The organism is Pseudomonas sp. BP11-1-1 (assembly GCF_052112105.1).
In the GTDB taxonomy this organism is placed as follows: domain Bacteria; phylum Pseudomonadota; class Gammaproteobacteria; order Pseudomonadales; family Pseudomonadaceae; genus Aquipseudomonas; species Aquipseudomonas alvandae.
This window is the reverse complement of record NZ_JAUTYU010000002.1, coordinates 96,705-111,180: the sequence shown is the minus strand read 5'-3', so window position 1 is coordinate 111,180 and position 14,476 is coordinate 96,705. Positions and strand designations below refer to the sequence as shown.

Genomic DNA, 14,476 nt, shown 5'->3' with positions numbered 1-14,476 from the left:
GGCGTTGATTGACGAACCAGAACCCTACGGTGTCGTTAAACCCGTCAGCGCATACATATATATATTCAGGCGGATTGAGTTTTAGAAATTGTAAGTGGATCGGCCTATGTAAATATTCCCACAGCAGACAGCGAGGAAGATAAGCGGGGACCCCATCCGCTTTTCATATCCCGTGACGAATGGACCTATGAAATTGGCTGTAAGTGGCTCTTAACACAGACCAATAGCCTGCCTAGGATGCTCGCATTCGCCAAGGAAAACTTATCATGTACAACCCCAAGGGCTTTGCTGTCGAAGATCTGCCTCAACTGCACCAGATGATGGGTGATTGCCGCCTGGCGATAATGATCACTCAGGGCGAGCAGGGCTTGCAGGCCAGTCATCTACCGCTACTGTTGGACCCACGACACGGCCCGAACGGGAGCCTTTATGGGCACATGGCTCGGGCCAATCCGCAATGGCGCGACCTGGAAGCGGGCGCCAACGCCCTGGTGATTTTCCCCGGCGCCGATGCCTACGTCAGCCCGAGTTTCTACCCCAGCAAAATCGAACACGGCAAGGTCGTGCCGACCTGGAACTACCTGGCCGTGCACGCCTACGGCACCGCCGAGGTGTTCAGCGACGCTGATCGCCTGCGCAACCTGGTGGGCGCGCTCACCGACCGCCACGAGATCGGCCGGGCCCAGCCCTGGAAAATCGACGATGCTCCGGCCGAATACATCGACAGCATGCTCAAGGCAATCGTCGGTTTTGCCCTGCCGATCCAGCGTCTGGAGGGCAAGCGCAAGCTCAGTCAGAACCGCAGCCCGGTAGATGTCGCCGGGGTACGCAACGGGCTCGCTGCCAGCCCTGATCCCCAGGACCGGGCCCTCGCCCACCTGATACCTGAACAATTGTCCAAGGAGTGACCATGAGCCAACTCGACATCCGCCGCGTCAGCGCCGACGATCACGCTGCCTGGCTGCCGTTGTGGCAAGCCTACCTGCGCTTCTACAACACACAATTGCCGGACAGGGTGACCCAAAGCACCTGGCAACGCTTGCTCGATGACAGCGAACCGACCCATGCTGCCCTGGCCTGGAATGGCGACACGGCGGTGGGCCTGGTGCACTTCATCTACCATCGTTCGAACTGGAGCATCGAGAATTCCTGCTACCTGCAAGACCTGCTGGTAGCGGAACAAACCCGTGGCACCGGTGTGGGTCGCCAGCTCATCGAGTTCGTCTACAGCACCGCCAAGGCCGACGGCTGCTGCAAGGTGCACTGGTTGACCCACGAAACCAACGCCACGGCGATCCAGCTGTACGAACGCATCGCCGAACGCCCTGGCTACATTCAATTTCGCAAAGCCCTTTAAGGAGCGCCCGATGTCTTCACTCGCTGATTGGAAAGGTGTCCCGTCGCCGTCCGCGCAGTTGCTCGAAGGGCGTTTCATCCGCCTGGAAAAACTCGATCCGGCGCGCCATGCCGATGGCCTGTGGCAAGCCTTGGAAGGCCCCGGAGCCGACCCGAAACTCTGGGATTATTTACCCTATGGCCCGTTCCAGGATCGCGGCGCGTTCGATGCCTGGCTGAACAACCATGCGGCCAACGTCGACCCGTATTTCTTCAGTGTGATTGACCGTGCCAGCGGCGAGGTGCAGGGCATTCTCAGCCTGATGTCCATCGTGCCCGCCCAAGGGCGCATCGAGATCGGCCATGTGACCTTCGGCGCGCCGATGCAGCGCTCGCCGAAAAGCACCGAGGCGGTTTATCTGCTGGCCAAGGAATCTTTCGCTCTGGGTTATCGTCGCCTGGAATGGAAGTGCAACAACGCCAACGCCCGTTCCAGATACGCCGCCGAGCGGCTGGGGTTCACGTTCGAGGGCGTGTTCCGCCAGCACATGGTGGTCAAGGGGCAGAACCGCGACACGGCCTGGTATTCGATGCTGGATTCGGAATGGCCAGCCATCGGCGCGGGATTCGAGCGCTGGCTGAGCGAAGAGAACCAGCGCGAGGATGGGCAAGTGCGCAGCTTGATGGAATGCCGGTTGTAGACCAGCGCCCTGCCCTGTGGCGAGGGCCCCAGCGAAACGAACGCTTCGCTGCAGCCCTAAACCCGTCGCCGTGAAGCAATCACTCCGGTTCCGACGTCTTGCGTGTTGCCAGAAATGAACGGAGCGATTGAGGCGTTACACCCGGTCGGGCGTACTGCCAGGCCCATTGCGGTATCGACCCGTGGTCGCTCAGGTAAAGCGCAAGCGTCAGGCGGCTATGCTCTGCCAAAGTCCCTGGAAAATCAAAACGGTGCAGAAAACCCATGACCTGCCTTGGGGTGACGCCATAAGCGCCGAGGATAAGCTGATGCGCCCGAGTCTCTTCCAGGGTAAGGCTGTCGATCAGAGCGCTGGTAAACGCCGACTCGGAATTCAGCGAATCACGCTGGAGCAATGTCCGTCGGATGCTCTCATCGCTGAACTGAGGCCCCACCAGGTCATCCCAAATTCGCCGCGCACTGCGCGGTGAGATACCCGGCATGTCTTGGATCGATCGCCACAGGTTCGGGGTCTCGAACAAGATCGCAACCCTGCTATTGGGGATTGTCTGCCCTGATACGTTAAACAAACCCGTGGCACTCGTCATATTGCTGCGGTCGATATGCCGCAAGCCCTGAAGAAAGTCCCAAAAGCTGACCAATGCGTCCTGGTGGTAAACAAGATTGCGCAGATTGCTGTCATCGAAAGGCTGCATCCAGTCGATATCAATGCTACCCCTTCTCGCCAGCTCTTGATAACGGCCGCCGGTATACCCGGCAATCGTATGAAGCCGCTCATCAGACAGCGCCGGATTGCGTATCCAGGCTGCCAACGCGCTCACTGGAAACAGGCCGCCCAGGTTTGAAGAAATAACCGGGGATTGCAGTAGAAGATTGACCCGTCTGGACAAGGCGGGGAACCGCTGGAGGGACACGGTGAGCAGCTCCGTCAGGTCTTCGACCCTGTCGTAATAGATGAATCGGTCCATCAGCTCCGAATCGTCATCGATGATGTCGCCCGTTTCTCGCTCATACCTCTGTTTCACCCGATTCAAGTCGTCTCGGTCCACCAGAAGCGCACCCTCCAGTAGCTGTTCGAGCTGGTCCTTATCAAGATGACCATGCACAGCGTCTTCATATCTGACATAAGCCAATTCATTGCGGGGATGGTGGTCCGTCAGATCACGGGCTCGGACACCGTACTCCAACATGATATGCACGACATCCTGAGAGAGCATGAGGTGCTCGTTGTTGAGCAGTTCGGTGATCGCCTGACTTTCAATGGGCCGCAACAGGACATCCTCGAAAAATACCCGCAGGGCTTGGTCTTTCTGCGTGTAGTAAGGAATGCGACTCAGCATTAAACGGCCCGGGGCACGGGGCGATAAATGACGCCCGATCATTTGCAGAATCTCAGGTGGCAAGTCAGCCTGTCGCGCTTGATCCAATACTTTGCGCCCTTCGTCCTTCGCCAGCAGGCTCAAATAATTTACGGTGGGTTGAAACAGCCGGTGAGGATTAGGGGCGCCGTAAACAATTCGAGTCAGGTCACGCACCGCGCTTTCACTCAACACCTCTTGCAGAGCCTGTGAATTATCGGCAAGTCGCTGCTGCACCCCAGAAGGTTGCGTCACCAGATAGTCACTCACCTCGGGGTGTTGGTCGATGTAGTTGGCAACTTCATTACGCAGCCTCTGCATCGAAAACCTTTGCGGCGCTTGCTCCCCATTCAACCCTCGGGCGATGGCATTGAAGAAGCAATCACCGTCGGGAGCAAACTCGATCTCGTTGCCTTCACTCAGCACCAGGTTGTAATGGTTCTCGCGTATTCGCCGCAAAACAATGTCCGCGCCTGATCTAAGCGGATGGTCAATGGCCGGAAACCCCCTTTCTATCTGCCCCGGCGTAAAGCGTACGGACCAATCCTGACGCTCGGGCCTTTGCTCGATAATCAACAAGCTGCGGTTTTGTGGCCAATTGGGCAGACGAGTGATGATCGCCGGGACAAGGTCCATGATTTCTATGTCCCACTCGGTTGGTATGCGCACCAGGTCGGAAGCGGTGCGAGGCCGCGTGGCGCGCCTCTTGGGATCTGATGGACCGGGTTGGGGGGACACGTCTCGGGAGCGTTTTCCACCACCCAGGCCATACCCTACGGCACGCCATTCTCCACCGGGCATCCGTGCTACCGTACTCCTCATCACGCCACTGGAACGGATATTCAGTCCCGTCGAGGGATGGACAATGTTGGCCTCGATGGCTCGCAGCTGCGTATGATCGTGGACTCGAAATACCGTCCCGTCGGGTTGCCTGACAAACACGGGACGAGTCCCCCTGCCCGTGACGCCATCAATAATGGCAGGTCTGTAGAAGCCTTGGGAATCCGGTGTCACGCCTTGTATCAGCGAGGCATCCGACACGGCAAAACGGCGATAAAGCGCTTCCTCCAGAGGTAGCCCTGCCACCGTTTCAGCCTGGCCTTGACGAGCCGTCACCGCCAGGAAAGAGGATCGGCCTCGCACTGGAACGGTCACGCCGCCGGTCAGCCCCTTCTTTGGCGCATAGTTAGCTACTCTGTGAACGAACGCCAGTGTTGGCCAGTTCATCGGGATCCCCCCCGTGCGAACCACGAGCAAGCCAGTTTTGATGGCACGAGTGAGCATTTGAAAGCCGGGCACCAGGAGCAGGCCGGCTAAATCAAAGATGATTTCAACCGACATCATCGCCAACTTCGCAGCGGTTTGATGACTGACATCCCGGTTGCTGTTGGAGTGATGATCCGCATAAGCGCTTTGGAACTCGACGTAAGCTTGATGAATACTTTCAAAAAGATCACCGGTGAACAACGCACCACGTATCAGTGGTCGCCCACCCTGCCGGCCCAATAAGCGTTTTATCTGGCCAGAGTCCACGGTCGAGATGCGCGAACGGAAATACACCTGCCATTTCTCTTCAGGCAAAAGCCCGGCAACGCCATCGCTCAGATCGGCAAATTCATGGAAATCATTACCATCGGGACTGTCCGGAAAATAAACGCCGACGACGCCGTTGATATCCGGCCCGTCCTGATCACAGAAGATCAACACGCCGTCGATGCTGACCGCATTGCCCAACGAGGCCTGCTGCCCTGCGCTGCCCCCCAGCAGGAGACCATGGACGCACACCTTGCGCCCACCCACCCAGGCACGCCCGGCCGCTGTCGGCGATTGCAAAACAGCGGCCAGCCAGCGGGTGACCAGCTTTTCCGATTTTGGTGGATCAAAGGCGCCATCGAGCACAGTAGTCTTGAACGCCTCATCGCCCCTGAGCGACGCCTCACAACCCTTGAATTTCAAGTTGGCCAGATAAGCCGCCTTCCAGGCTGCCTTATACTCAGGTTTGTTCATTTCCCTGCGAAGCATGATTTCATAACTGCCACCGGCATCGATCCGGGTCACCATCCTGGCCAGTTCGCTCCCACTCAAAGTGACTAGAAAACCGTTTGCACGGTGCCTGACCCGTTGGCCATGTCGATCGACAACGTACACGATGAGCACTTCTCGCATTGCATTCGGGTATTGATGGGGACGCAGATTGTCGAGCATCAACTGGGTCAAGCTGCAGGTACGGGAATGCTGAGGAGTGGAGCTTCTCCCCTGGAATAGCGTGACCATAGTTTTGTCCGGATCCGGCTCTATCGCTGGAGATACGGTTTGCTGAAGGTACTGAATGATCTTCTGGCGAGTGAATTGGGTCAGCGTCTGGATACGGTTGCCCAGCTTGAAGGCGGCCAGGAAAACCTGCTCTTCCAGACGACGATAGCGGGCTTGCTCGGAACGCGTCGCAGCTTTATAGAATTCGGGGCGGTTGTTTTCCCTCAGGGTTTGTTGACGCACAGCCAGGGGCGCGGCCAATGACAGCATGGGCAAGCTCAACGCACTTTCCACATTTTGCGCAAAGGTGCGCAACGGGACGGTTTCGTTTCCTGGCGCATTGAGGGCCAATTCCAGGGCAGCGCCTTGTCTCTGCAACAGGTCATCTGCCGCCACGTCGAACACATGCCCGGTCAGTTCAGACGAAATGTCCACTATCGAGCGTTCCTGCCCGTCGTGGGTCGGGCGTATCTTACTGGTCAGGTCCTGGATGGAGCGGAACCGCTGGATCCCGCCCTCTTGGGAATAAAGGAACAAGGTCAGGCGATCGGTAAACTTGATCACCATTGCGGCGGGCCATTTCTGTGGTGCCGCGGTGCCCATGTCCAGCATCACTGCGTAGACATGGGGAATGGGTGCCAGCAGCAGGCCGCTTCGGTCCGCCATGGAGGGATGAGTCGTGATGATGTCCAGCAGACGATCTTCGTCATGCTGCTGGATTCGCTCACTTCGGCTTAACTGAGAGGCTGGGACACGATCAACTTTGTACAATTCGCAAAGATGCAGGAATCGCCGGGAAAGCAAACGCGCGAGGGCCGCAGCCGTGGTTGGCGCCTCGAGGTCATCCTCGCGGTATCGACTATTGCGAAAGCCCGTCAACGCCTCACGAAACTGCCGTCTGATACCGTCATTCGTCGTGGGACCGGCAATATAAAGCACCGACTTCATGGCCTGTAGGATCTGCGCGTCCACAGGAACGGCAAACAGGCTGTGGTTTTCCTTCACCGAATCTGGGCGGGTGAAAAATCCCACGTCACCTTCGGTGTAGGTCACGGGCCTGTCCGTCAGCAAGCAATTCCACATGACATCGGTGAAACTCTCCGACGTTGTCAGCGAACGTCCGCCCTTCACGTCTGAAGTAAAGTGACTCACATAACAATAATCCGGGTCGATCGGCTCGAGGCAGGATGCGCGCAACGTGCGTTCGGGAAGCTTCGCCTTCAGCGTTTCGGCCAGCAGCTGCTTCAGCACGGTATCGAAGGTCGGAACACCGGCGAACAAACGGGCCAGCTTGGCCTGGTTGGCGTCCAGCAGACCCAATAGCCTGACCTGTTCTTTTCCTTGGGGACTGAGCGAATCGTCTGACGTGCCCCCGTTGATAACAGGGGTTTGTTGGGCTCTTTGATAGTTGCGCGGAACGCCCGCCTGCAGTTCTCGCAAAAGATTGGGTGAGAGCGCCTGCCCGTCGACTCTAAGCGACGAGAAGTTTAAGGACAGATGACTTCGATGCGGATAAACCCAGCCTTCACGCGGTGAGCCCACCAAAACGCTGACGGTCACTTTGCTTTGATGGGCGATCAGAAAGCCCTGGGTAACTGCATCTCGCAAAGGAACCGAAGTGTTCTTCGGCTCCGCGGTCGAGTCGACTGTCTCGACCTCGTAGTAAGAAACCTGGACGAAAGTGTCACCCGCCAAGCCTCTCTCAAGTAGCCATTGATCGGCAAACTTGTGCGGTTGAAATTCAACATCGCCAGGTAACAAGCTGATGGGTCTGAAGGGGACGACGGAAACATCCGGCGGCACGCCCGGTTGGCCTTCGGAGGAAGTAGGCATTCAAGGGTCCGGTTTAATTGAGGAACCTGGACCCTATCCCGTCGCTGACGGGCAAATGACATACATATGTATAGGCGTCGCCGCAGCGTTGGCGAAAACCGTAAGCTCAGATGTCCTCCACTCGAGGCGACCGGTTCACTCAGTCCAACTGCTGCGCCAGCACCGCAATATGTTCCGGCCCGATACCACAGCAACCACCCAGATGGCTGGCTCCGCGCTTGCGCCAGTCAGCCGCCCACTGCAGATAGCCCGGCGGGTCGAGGTCTTCGCGCAATGGGTCCAGCCCATCATTGGCCGTCGCTTCCTTGGGCTGCGGGGGGAAAGCATTGGCATAGGCGCCGATGTGGATGTTCACGCCCAACCGCTCGAAGGTTTCTCGCGCCGCGTCGATCGCCGCACCGATCACTTCCGGCTGGCTGCAGTTGAACAGCAACGTCTCGACACCCAGCTCGACCGCTACCGCGGCAGCATCCTTCACCGGCTCGCCAGAACGTAGGCGCGGCACTTCATCGGTGTCTTCGTCTTTCAGGGTAAATGACAGCCAGAACGGCTTGCCGTCCTTCGGCAACCCGGCGTGAATCGCCCGTGCTTCGACCGTGGAGCTCTGGGTCTCGGCCAGCCACAAGTCGACGTGAGGCGCCAGGCCGGCGATCAATGGCGCAAGTAATTCGGCGGCGCGGGAGGCGTCGAACAGATCCGGCCGATAGGAACCGAACAACGGCGGCAGCGACCCCGCTACCCGCACCGCTTTGCCTGAAGCCTCAACTGCCCGCTTCGCCAACTCGCCGGCCAGCGCCGCCAAGGCCTGGCCTTCGGCGGCGAAACGCGCCTCTCCGATATGGAACGGCACCACGGCGTAACTGTTGCTGGTGATGACGTCGGCACCGCTGGCGATATAAGCGGCGTGCACGGCCTCCACGGCCTGGGGCGCTTCGCTCAAGGCCAGCGCCGACCACTCGGGCTGTCGGAACGGCGCGCCACGGCGTTGCAGTTCACGGCCCATGCCGCCATCGAGAATGACTGTTGCTGCGCCCATATGCGATTCACTCATAAGCTTATGAAAAATACTCACTACCGGAGTTGTTCTTATAACTATTTAATACGCACCATTCAGAGAACTACAACTTATTTTTCTAACAGGGCCTTCATATGAAATTACAACCATTGCTGGCCCTGGGCCTGACGCTGCTGGCTGCCTCTTCGCAAGTGTTCGCCGGCGCCACGCTGGATCGCGTCGAACAGAAAAAAGAACTGGTCGGCGTGCTGATGGAAAGCTATCCGCCCTTCTCGTTCCTCAACGATCAGAACCAGCTCGACGGTTTTGACGTGGACGTCGCCAAGGCCGTGGCGCAGAAACTGGGCGTGAAGTTGCGCCTGGAGACGCCGTCCTGGGACGTGATCGCGGCCGGCCACTGGAGCGGGCGCTACGACATCTGCATCTGTTCCATGACGCCGAGCAAGGCCCGCGCCGAAGTGTTTGATTTCCCGGTGCAGTACTACGCGTCGCCCGCGGTCATCGTGGTCAATGCCAAGGACGACCGTATCCACGGCGCCAAGGACTTGAGCGGCAAGAAAGTCGGCTTGACCAGCGCCTCCAGCTACGAGAGCTACCTGAACAAGAACCTGGTGATCGAAGGCGCCGAGGATACCCAACTGAGCTACCCGTTCGAAGACGTGCAGATCGCCCCGTACGACACCGACAACGTGGCGTTCCAAGACCTGGGCCTTGGCGCCGGGGTACGCCTGGACGCGGTGCTGACCAACCTGGTGACCGCCCAACCGCGGCTGACCGAAGACAAGCGCTTCAAGCTGGCCGGCGCGGCGCTCTACTCCGAACCGAACTCGGTGGCCATCGAGAAAGGTGATGCGCAGTGGGACAGCAAGGTGCGTGAAGTCTTTGCCCAGTTGAAACAGGACGGCACCTTGAGCAGACTCTCGCAGAAATGGATCGGCGCCGACATTACCCAATGACTTCTTTTCCACCCCCCCAGCCACCGCCTTCGGTGGCTGAATCACGCCTGCAAAAAATCTTCGGTTTTCGTACCCGACTGTACCTGACCTGGGCGGCGATGCTGGTGCTGTTCGCCAGTTTCTTCCTGAGCTTCGACCTGAAGTTCTCGATCATCCTCGACAAATTGCCGAACCTGCTGGGCGTACACCTGGCGCCCAATGGCTTTTTGCAGGGTGCGATGCTGACGTTGTTCCTGTGCCTGTGTTCGATCGTCGCTTCGTCCTTGCTGGGCTTCATCACAGCCCTGGCGCGGCTTTCCAGCAGTGCGGTGGCGTTCGGCATCGCCAGTTTCTACGCGTCGTTCTTTCGCGGCACGCCGCTGTTGATCCAGATCCTGCTGATCTACTTGGGCCTGCCGCAACTGGGCGTAGTCCCCGGCGCCATCGCCGCCGGAATCATCGCCCTATCGCTGAATTATGGCGCCTACCTGAGCGAGATCTTCCGCGCCGGCATCCTCGGCGTCCCCCATGGCCAACGCGAAGCGTCCCTTGCCCTGGGCCTGAGCGAAACCGTGATCTTCTGGCGCGTCACCCTGCCCCAGGCCATGCGCACCATCATCCCGCCGACCACCAACCAATTCATTTCCATGCTCAAGGATTCCTCGCTGATCTCGGTGATGGGGGTCTGGGAAGTGATGTTCTTGGCGCAGTCTTATGGTCGTTCCAGCTATCGGTATATCGAGATGCTGACGACAGCGGCGATTATTTATTGGCTGATGTCCATTGCACTGGAGCTGATTCAGGCGCGGATGGAGCGGCATTATGGGAAGGCTTATCTCAAGCGCAGCTGACGGCTGTGTATGAACATGCTGTAGGGAAAAGCCACAGTTCCCGCCAGCCATCGCGACGATAGCGGGAACGCAACACGACCAGCCTACAAACTTCATCCACTGAATCGTGCCCACGGCGGGAAGATGGCTGGCATCGCCGCCCCGGCTGAATTTTTACAGTGCGACCTTCTCCATCACAGGTCGCACTCAATGCCTACCCAACACGTATTCCTGCCCCAACATCTCGCGCTGGCAATAGCGCTGGCGCTTGGTTGTGCCGAGCTTTCGATGGCCCAGTCGGTTGCCGAAGAAGCCCAACCCGTTGAAACAACTGCCCAGGCGCAGGCCCGCCTCAAGGCATTCGCGGCGGCGCCAGATACGAAGGTCGAAAAGGTTATCAAGGCCCAGGAAGCTCCCCTATCGATGGGCGACAGCAACGACCTGGTGATTGTCAGCAAGCAAGGCGAACTTTTCGGGCTTACCGACGGCGGCGGCGGGACTAATGTCCTGCAATTGGATATCGCCAAGGGAGGCGTCATCAATCAAATAAGTAACGTTAAGGATCTGCATCTCAAGCAAGGCGAATGGTCCAACGGCGGCGCTTTCAACGGGGGAAGTCTGGTCGACTCGAAGGCCAGGTTGACCAACACCGGTCAGATTGCGGGTGCGGTGCACGCACTCGGCATATTCGATAATCAAGGTACCGTGGCCGGGCCCGTGTTCGTTGGGAAAAACGCCACGTTCAGCGGTAACGGGACGGTCGATGCGCTGGATGTGACGGGCTTGATGAAGGTCGGTCCAGACATTGGCGCGCCTTCGGTTACCAACGACCTCAAGTTCTCCAAGAGCGCGACGTTGGTTTATGGAATCGACGCAGAAAGAGGCAGCGCCACGATCCAGGTTGGCGGTACAGCCACCTTGGGTGATGCGACTTTGAAAGTCATCGCTGTATCCGGCGAATCCACTGAAGCCGGCAAGCACGTTGTGATCGAGGCGAAAAAGATCGATGGCAAATTCGGGAAGGTCTTGAACGAACTCGTTTACATGAACGCGACGCCGGACTACGTCGCAGGTAAACAAGTGGGGTTGGTCCTCACACGCAACAACGTTCCACTCACGAAAGCCGCGTCGACTCCCAACGGGCTGGCAGTTGCAGGCGCTATCCCGGACCTGCGGCAAGAAACCAACGGTATTTTAGAGCCTGAACCATCTCCTGCGAGCAAACCGAAAACCACAAGCCCTGCAGCAAAGCCCACCGAACCACCAAAAGTAGTCGCCGCAGCCAAACCCAAGCCCGTCGTCCAGGCGAAGCCCATCAAGCCTGTAGCTAAACCCAACACTGCCATCAACGCCCTGCTCGGCACCAACATGGCCACAGCCGCCGATGCCATCGACCAACTCGGCGGCTACGACACGGCAGACCTGGGCAACGCCACCCTGAGCAGCGTCGCACCGATCAGCACGGGAATGCTGTCCGTGATGGGCAGGCATAACCCGTCGGGCGAACATGGTAACGGCCAGGTCTGGGTCCAGGCCGTTGGCAACAGCGGCAGCCTCGCCAAGCAATTGGGCAGCTACGCCCTCAAGCATTCGACCAAGGGCCTGATGCTGGGAACCGATTGGGCTGTCAGCTCCAATTGGCGATTGGGCGTCATTGGCAGCAAGACCCAAACACGACTGGACAGCTATCAATTCGACGGAGCACTCGACAGTTGGCTCGTAGGCGCCTACGCCTTGCGCCAGGAAGGGCCGGTGGCGCTGCGCCTGGGTGCCGTCTATGGCAGCCATGACGGCAGCACCAAGCGCCATGTCGCGTTCAATGGTTTCAAGGATCATCTCAAGGGCCGTTACGACGCCACGACGCAACAGGTCTTCGGACAGGTCGGCTACCACCTGGACGTCGGACAGTTCGATATAGAGCCCTACGTCCAGGTGGGTTACCAACGCTACCAACGCGACGCCTACGCGGAAAAAGGTGGCGATGCCGCGCTGCAATACCACGACCAGACCCAGGAACACTTCAGCAGCGACCTCGGCCTGCGCCTCGCCCGCCCTTTTGTATTCGACCAAGGCATGCGATTGACGCCGCGCGTCGATGTCGGCTGGAAGCACCTGTACGGCGACATCAGGGGCAACTCCCATCAACATCTGGCCAGCGGAGGCAATACGTACGTCATCCAGGGAGTCGAGCTGGACCGTGACAGCCTGCTCTTGCAAGCAGGATTGGACCTGGCCGTATCGCCACGTCATACCCTGGGACTGAACTACAGCGGCGAGACTGGCCAGGACAATCGCAACGGTGCGCTGATGGGCCAGTGGAAGATGATGTTCTGAAAGGCGAAAAAAAAGGGGAGCACCTGCTCCCCCGAGGTAAAACGTTGCATCGAGGCTGTTTGAATCAGCCTTCGATTTCGACGAGGATCTCGCCCGGGTTGACCCGGTCGCCCTTGGCCACATGAATGGCGGTGACCTTGCCGGCGATGGCCGCCTGCACTTCGGTTTCCATCTTCATGGCTTCGGTGATCAATACCGCCTGGCCGGCCTTGACCACGTCGCCCTCCTTGACCAGGACATCGACGATGTTGCCCGGCATGGTGGTGCTGACATGGCCCGGCGCAGTGGCTTGCTTGCGCTTGCTGCTGCCGCCGCCGACGAATTCATTGAGCGGCTCGAAGACGACCTCTTCCGGCATGCCATCGATAGACAGGTAGAAGTGACGCTTGCCTTCGGCCTTGACGCCCACGCCAGTGATGTCGACACGGTAGGTTTCGCCGTGAACGTCAATGACGAACTCGGTCGGCACGCCTTCGCCGCCGGCGGAGCTGACGCTGCCGGCCTCTGGAATTGGCAGCAGCACTTCAGGGGTCAAGGTGCCGGCTTCACGTTCTTCGAGGAACTTGCGACCGATGTCAGGGAACATGGCGTAGGTCAGCACGTCCTCTTCTGACTTGGCCAGGGCACCGATTTCGCCACGCAGCTTGGTCATTTCCGGCTTGAGCAAATCGGCCGGACGCACGTCGATCACCTCTTCGCTGCCGATAGCCTGGCGACGCAACTTCTCGTTCACCAAACCCGGTGCCTTGCCGTAGCCGCCCTGAAGGTAGAGCTTCACTTCGTTGGTGATGGTCTTGTAGCGCTCACCAGCCAACACGTTGAAGAACGCCTGGGTGCCGACGATCTGCGAGGTCGGGGTCACTAGCGGTGGGAAGCCGAGGTCTTCGCGCACCCGCGGGATTTCCGCCAGCACTTCGTTCATCCGGTTCAGCGCGCCCTGCTCTTTCAACTGGTTGGCAAGGTTGGAAATCATCCCGCCCGGTACCTGGTTGACCTGGACGCGGGTGTCCACGGCGGTGAACTCGCTTTCGAACTGGTGGTACTTCTTGCGCACGGCATAGAAATACAGGCCGATTTCCTGCAGCAGTTCCAGGTCCAGGCCGGTGTCGAACTCGCTGCCCTTGAGGGCGGCGACCATCGATTCGGTGCCCGGATGGCTGGTGCCCCAGGCGAAGCTGGAAATTGCGGTATCGATGTGATCGGCGCCGTTTTCGACGGCCTTGAGTTGGCACATCGCGGCCAGGCCGGCAGTGTCGTGGGAGTGGATGAACACCGGCAACGATTGCTCGGCCTTCAGCGCTTTCACCAGTTCACCAGTGGCGTACGGGGTCAGCAGGCCGGCCATGTCCTTGATCGCCACCGAGTCGCAACCCATGGCTTCCATCTGCTTGGCCTGGGCTACGAATGCGTCGATGGTGTGCACCGGGCTGGTGGTGTAGGCGATGGTGCCTTGGGCGTGCTTGCCGGCGGCCTTCACCGCTTCGATGGCGACCCGCAGGTTACGCACGTCGTTCATCGCATCGAAGATCCGGAACACATCGATGCCGTTGACCGCCGCCTTGGCGACGAACGCCTTGACCACGTCATCGCTGTAATGGCGATAGCCCAGCAGGTTCTGGCCGCGCAGGAGCATTTGCAGACGAGTGTTGGGCAACGCGGCACGCAGTTGGCGCAGGCGCTCCCACGGATCTTCCTTCAGAAAGCGCACGCAGGCGTCGAAGGTGGCGCCGCCCCAGACTTCCAGCGACCAATAGCCGACTTTGTCGAGCTTGTCGCAAATCGGCAGCATGTCTTCGGTGCGCATCCGGGTGGCGAGCAGCGATTGGTGGGCGTCGCGCAGGATTGTGTCGGTAACGTGGATCTTCTTGGACATTGTCATGATT

General features: G+C 59.0%; 9 protein-coding genes. 6 read left to right on the top strand and 3 right to left on the bottom strand.

The features are described from left to right. The first annotated feature begins 266 nt into the window (after positions 1-266). Genes Q7C33_RS04090 through Q7C33_RS04080 form a run of 3 tightly spaced genes read left to right on the top strand, consistent with a single transcriptional unit; the run spans position 267 to position 2,036 of the window. Positions 267-908: an FMN-binding negative transcriptional regulator gene (locus Q7C33_RS04090; protein ID WP_407682890.1), complete on the top strand. Its 642-nt coding sequence runs from the start codon at positions 267-269 to the stop codon at positions 906-908. Between the two features lie 2 nt (positions 909-910). Continuing rightward, entirely contained in the window at positions 911-1,357 is a 447-nt protein-coding gene (locus Q7C33_RS04085) for a GNAT family N-acetyltransferase (RefSeq protein WP_030139096.1), read from the top strand. 10 nt (positions 1,358-1,367) lie between these two features. Continuing rightward, a complete protein-coding gene (locus Q7C33_RS04080; protein WP_407682889.1) occupies positions 1,368-2,036 on the top strand; it encodes a GNAT family N-acetyltransferase in 669 nt (222 codons plus the stop codon). A gap of 79 nt (positions 2,037-2,115) precedes the next feature. On the opposite strand, the gene Q7C33_RS04075 is transcribed toward Q7C33_RS04080, so the two are convergent. Both Q7C33_RS04075 and Q7C33_RS04070 read right to left on the bottom strand, forming a co-directional pair. Continuing rightward, positions 2,116-7,479: an OTU domain-containing protein gene (locus Q7C33_RS04075; protein WP_407682888.1), complete on the bottom strand. Its 5,364-nt coding sequence runs from the start codon at positions 7,477-7,479 to the stop codon at positions 2,116-2,118. 139 nt (positions 7,480-7,618) lie between these two features. Then, positions 7,619-8,515, bottom strand: coding sequence for a homocysteine S-methyltransferase family protein (locus Q7C33_RS04070; protein ID WP_407682887.1), 897 nt, complete (start codon positions 8,513-8,515; stop codon positions 7,619-7,621). Positions 8,516-8,628: 113 nt separating this feature from the next. Here Q7C33_RS04070 and Q7C33_RS04065 point away from each other — a divergent pair, with 113 nt between their 5' ends. From Q7C33_RS04065 to Q7C33_RS04055, 3 genes are all read left to right on the top strand, one after another. Beyond that, the gene (locus tag Q7C33_RS04065) at positions 8,629-9,450 is read left to right on the top strand and encodes an ABC transporter substrate-binding protein (protein ID WP_407682886.1); all 822 of its coding nucleotides are present in this window, start codon (positions 8,629-8,631) and stop codon (positions 9,448-9,450) included. Continuing rightward, complete coding sequence (locus Q7C33_RS04060; RefSeq protein ID WP_030139092.1) at positions 9,447-10,280, top strand: amino acid ABC transporter permease; 834 nt, start codon at positions 9,447-9,449, stop codon at positions 10,278-10,280. Before Q7C33_RS04065 ends, Q7C33_RS04060 begins: the two co-directional genes overlap by 4 nt. Before the next feature lie 189 nt (positions 10,281-10,469). Then, positions 10,470-12,593 (top strand): autotransporter outer membrane beta-barrel domain-containing protein, encoded by a 2,124-nt coding sequence (locus tag Q7C33_RS04055; protein ID WP_217860672.1) that lies wholly within the window; start codon positions 10,470-10,472, stop codon positions 12,591-12,593. Between the two features lie 64 nt (positions 12,594-12,657). Here the strand turns inward: Q7C33_RS04055 and oadA are convergent, their stop codons facing one another. Beyond that, positions 12,658-14,466, bottom strand: coding sequence for a sodium-extruding oxaloacetate decarboxylase subunit alpha (oadA, locus tag Q7C33_RS04050; protein WP_407682885.1), 1,809 nt, complete (start codon positions 14,464-14,466; stop codon positions 12,658-12,660). Positions 14,467-14,476: the final 10 nt, after the last annotated feature.

Coding starts and splice junctions, on each gene's coding strand:
- Q7C33_RS04060 (WP_030139092.1), top strand. CDS start 9,447: ATGACTTCTTTTCCACCCCCCCAGCCACCGCCTTCGGTGGCTGAATCA.
- Q7C33_RS04065 (WP_407682886.1), top strand. CDS start 8,629: ATGAAATTACAACCATTGCTGGCCCTGGGCCTGACGCTGCTGGCTGCC.
- Q7C33_RS04075 (WP_407682888.1), bottom strand. CDS start 7,479: ATGCCTACTTCCTCCGAAGGCCAACCGGGCGTGCCGCCGGATGTTTCC.
- oadA (WP_407682885.1), bottom strand. CDS start 14,466: ATGTCCAAGAAGATCCACGTTACCGACACAATCCTGCGCGACGCCCAC.
- Q7C33_RS04055 (WP_217860672.1), top strand. CDS start 10,470: ATGCCTACCCAACACGTATTCCTGCCCCAACATCTCGCGCTGGCAATA.
- Q7C33_RS04090 (WP_407682890.1), top strand. CDS start 267: ATGTACAACCCCAAGGGCTTTGCTGTCGAAGATCTGCCTCAACTGCAC.
- Q7C33_RS04080 (WP_407682889.1), top strand. CDS start 1,368: ATGTCTTCACTCGCTGATTGGAAAGGTGTCCCGTCGCCGTCCGCGCAG.
- Q7C33_RS04070 (WP_407682887.1), bottom strand. CDS start 8,515: ATGGGCGCAGCAACAGTCATTCTCGATGGCGGCATGGGCCGTGAACTG.
- Q7C33_RS04085 (WP_030139096.1), top strand. CDS start 911: ATGAGCCAACTCGACATCCGCCGCGTCAGCGCCGACGATCACGCTGCC.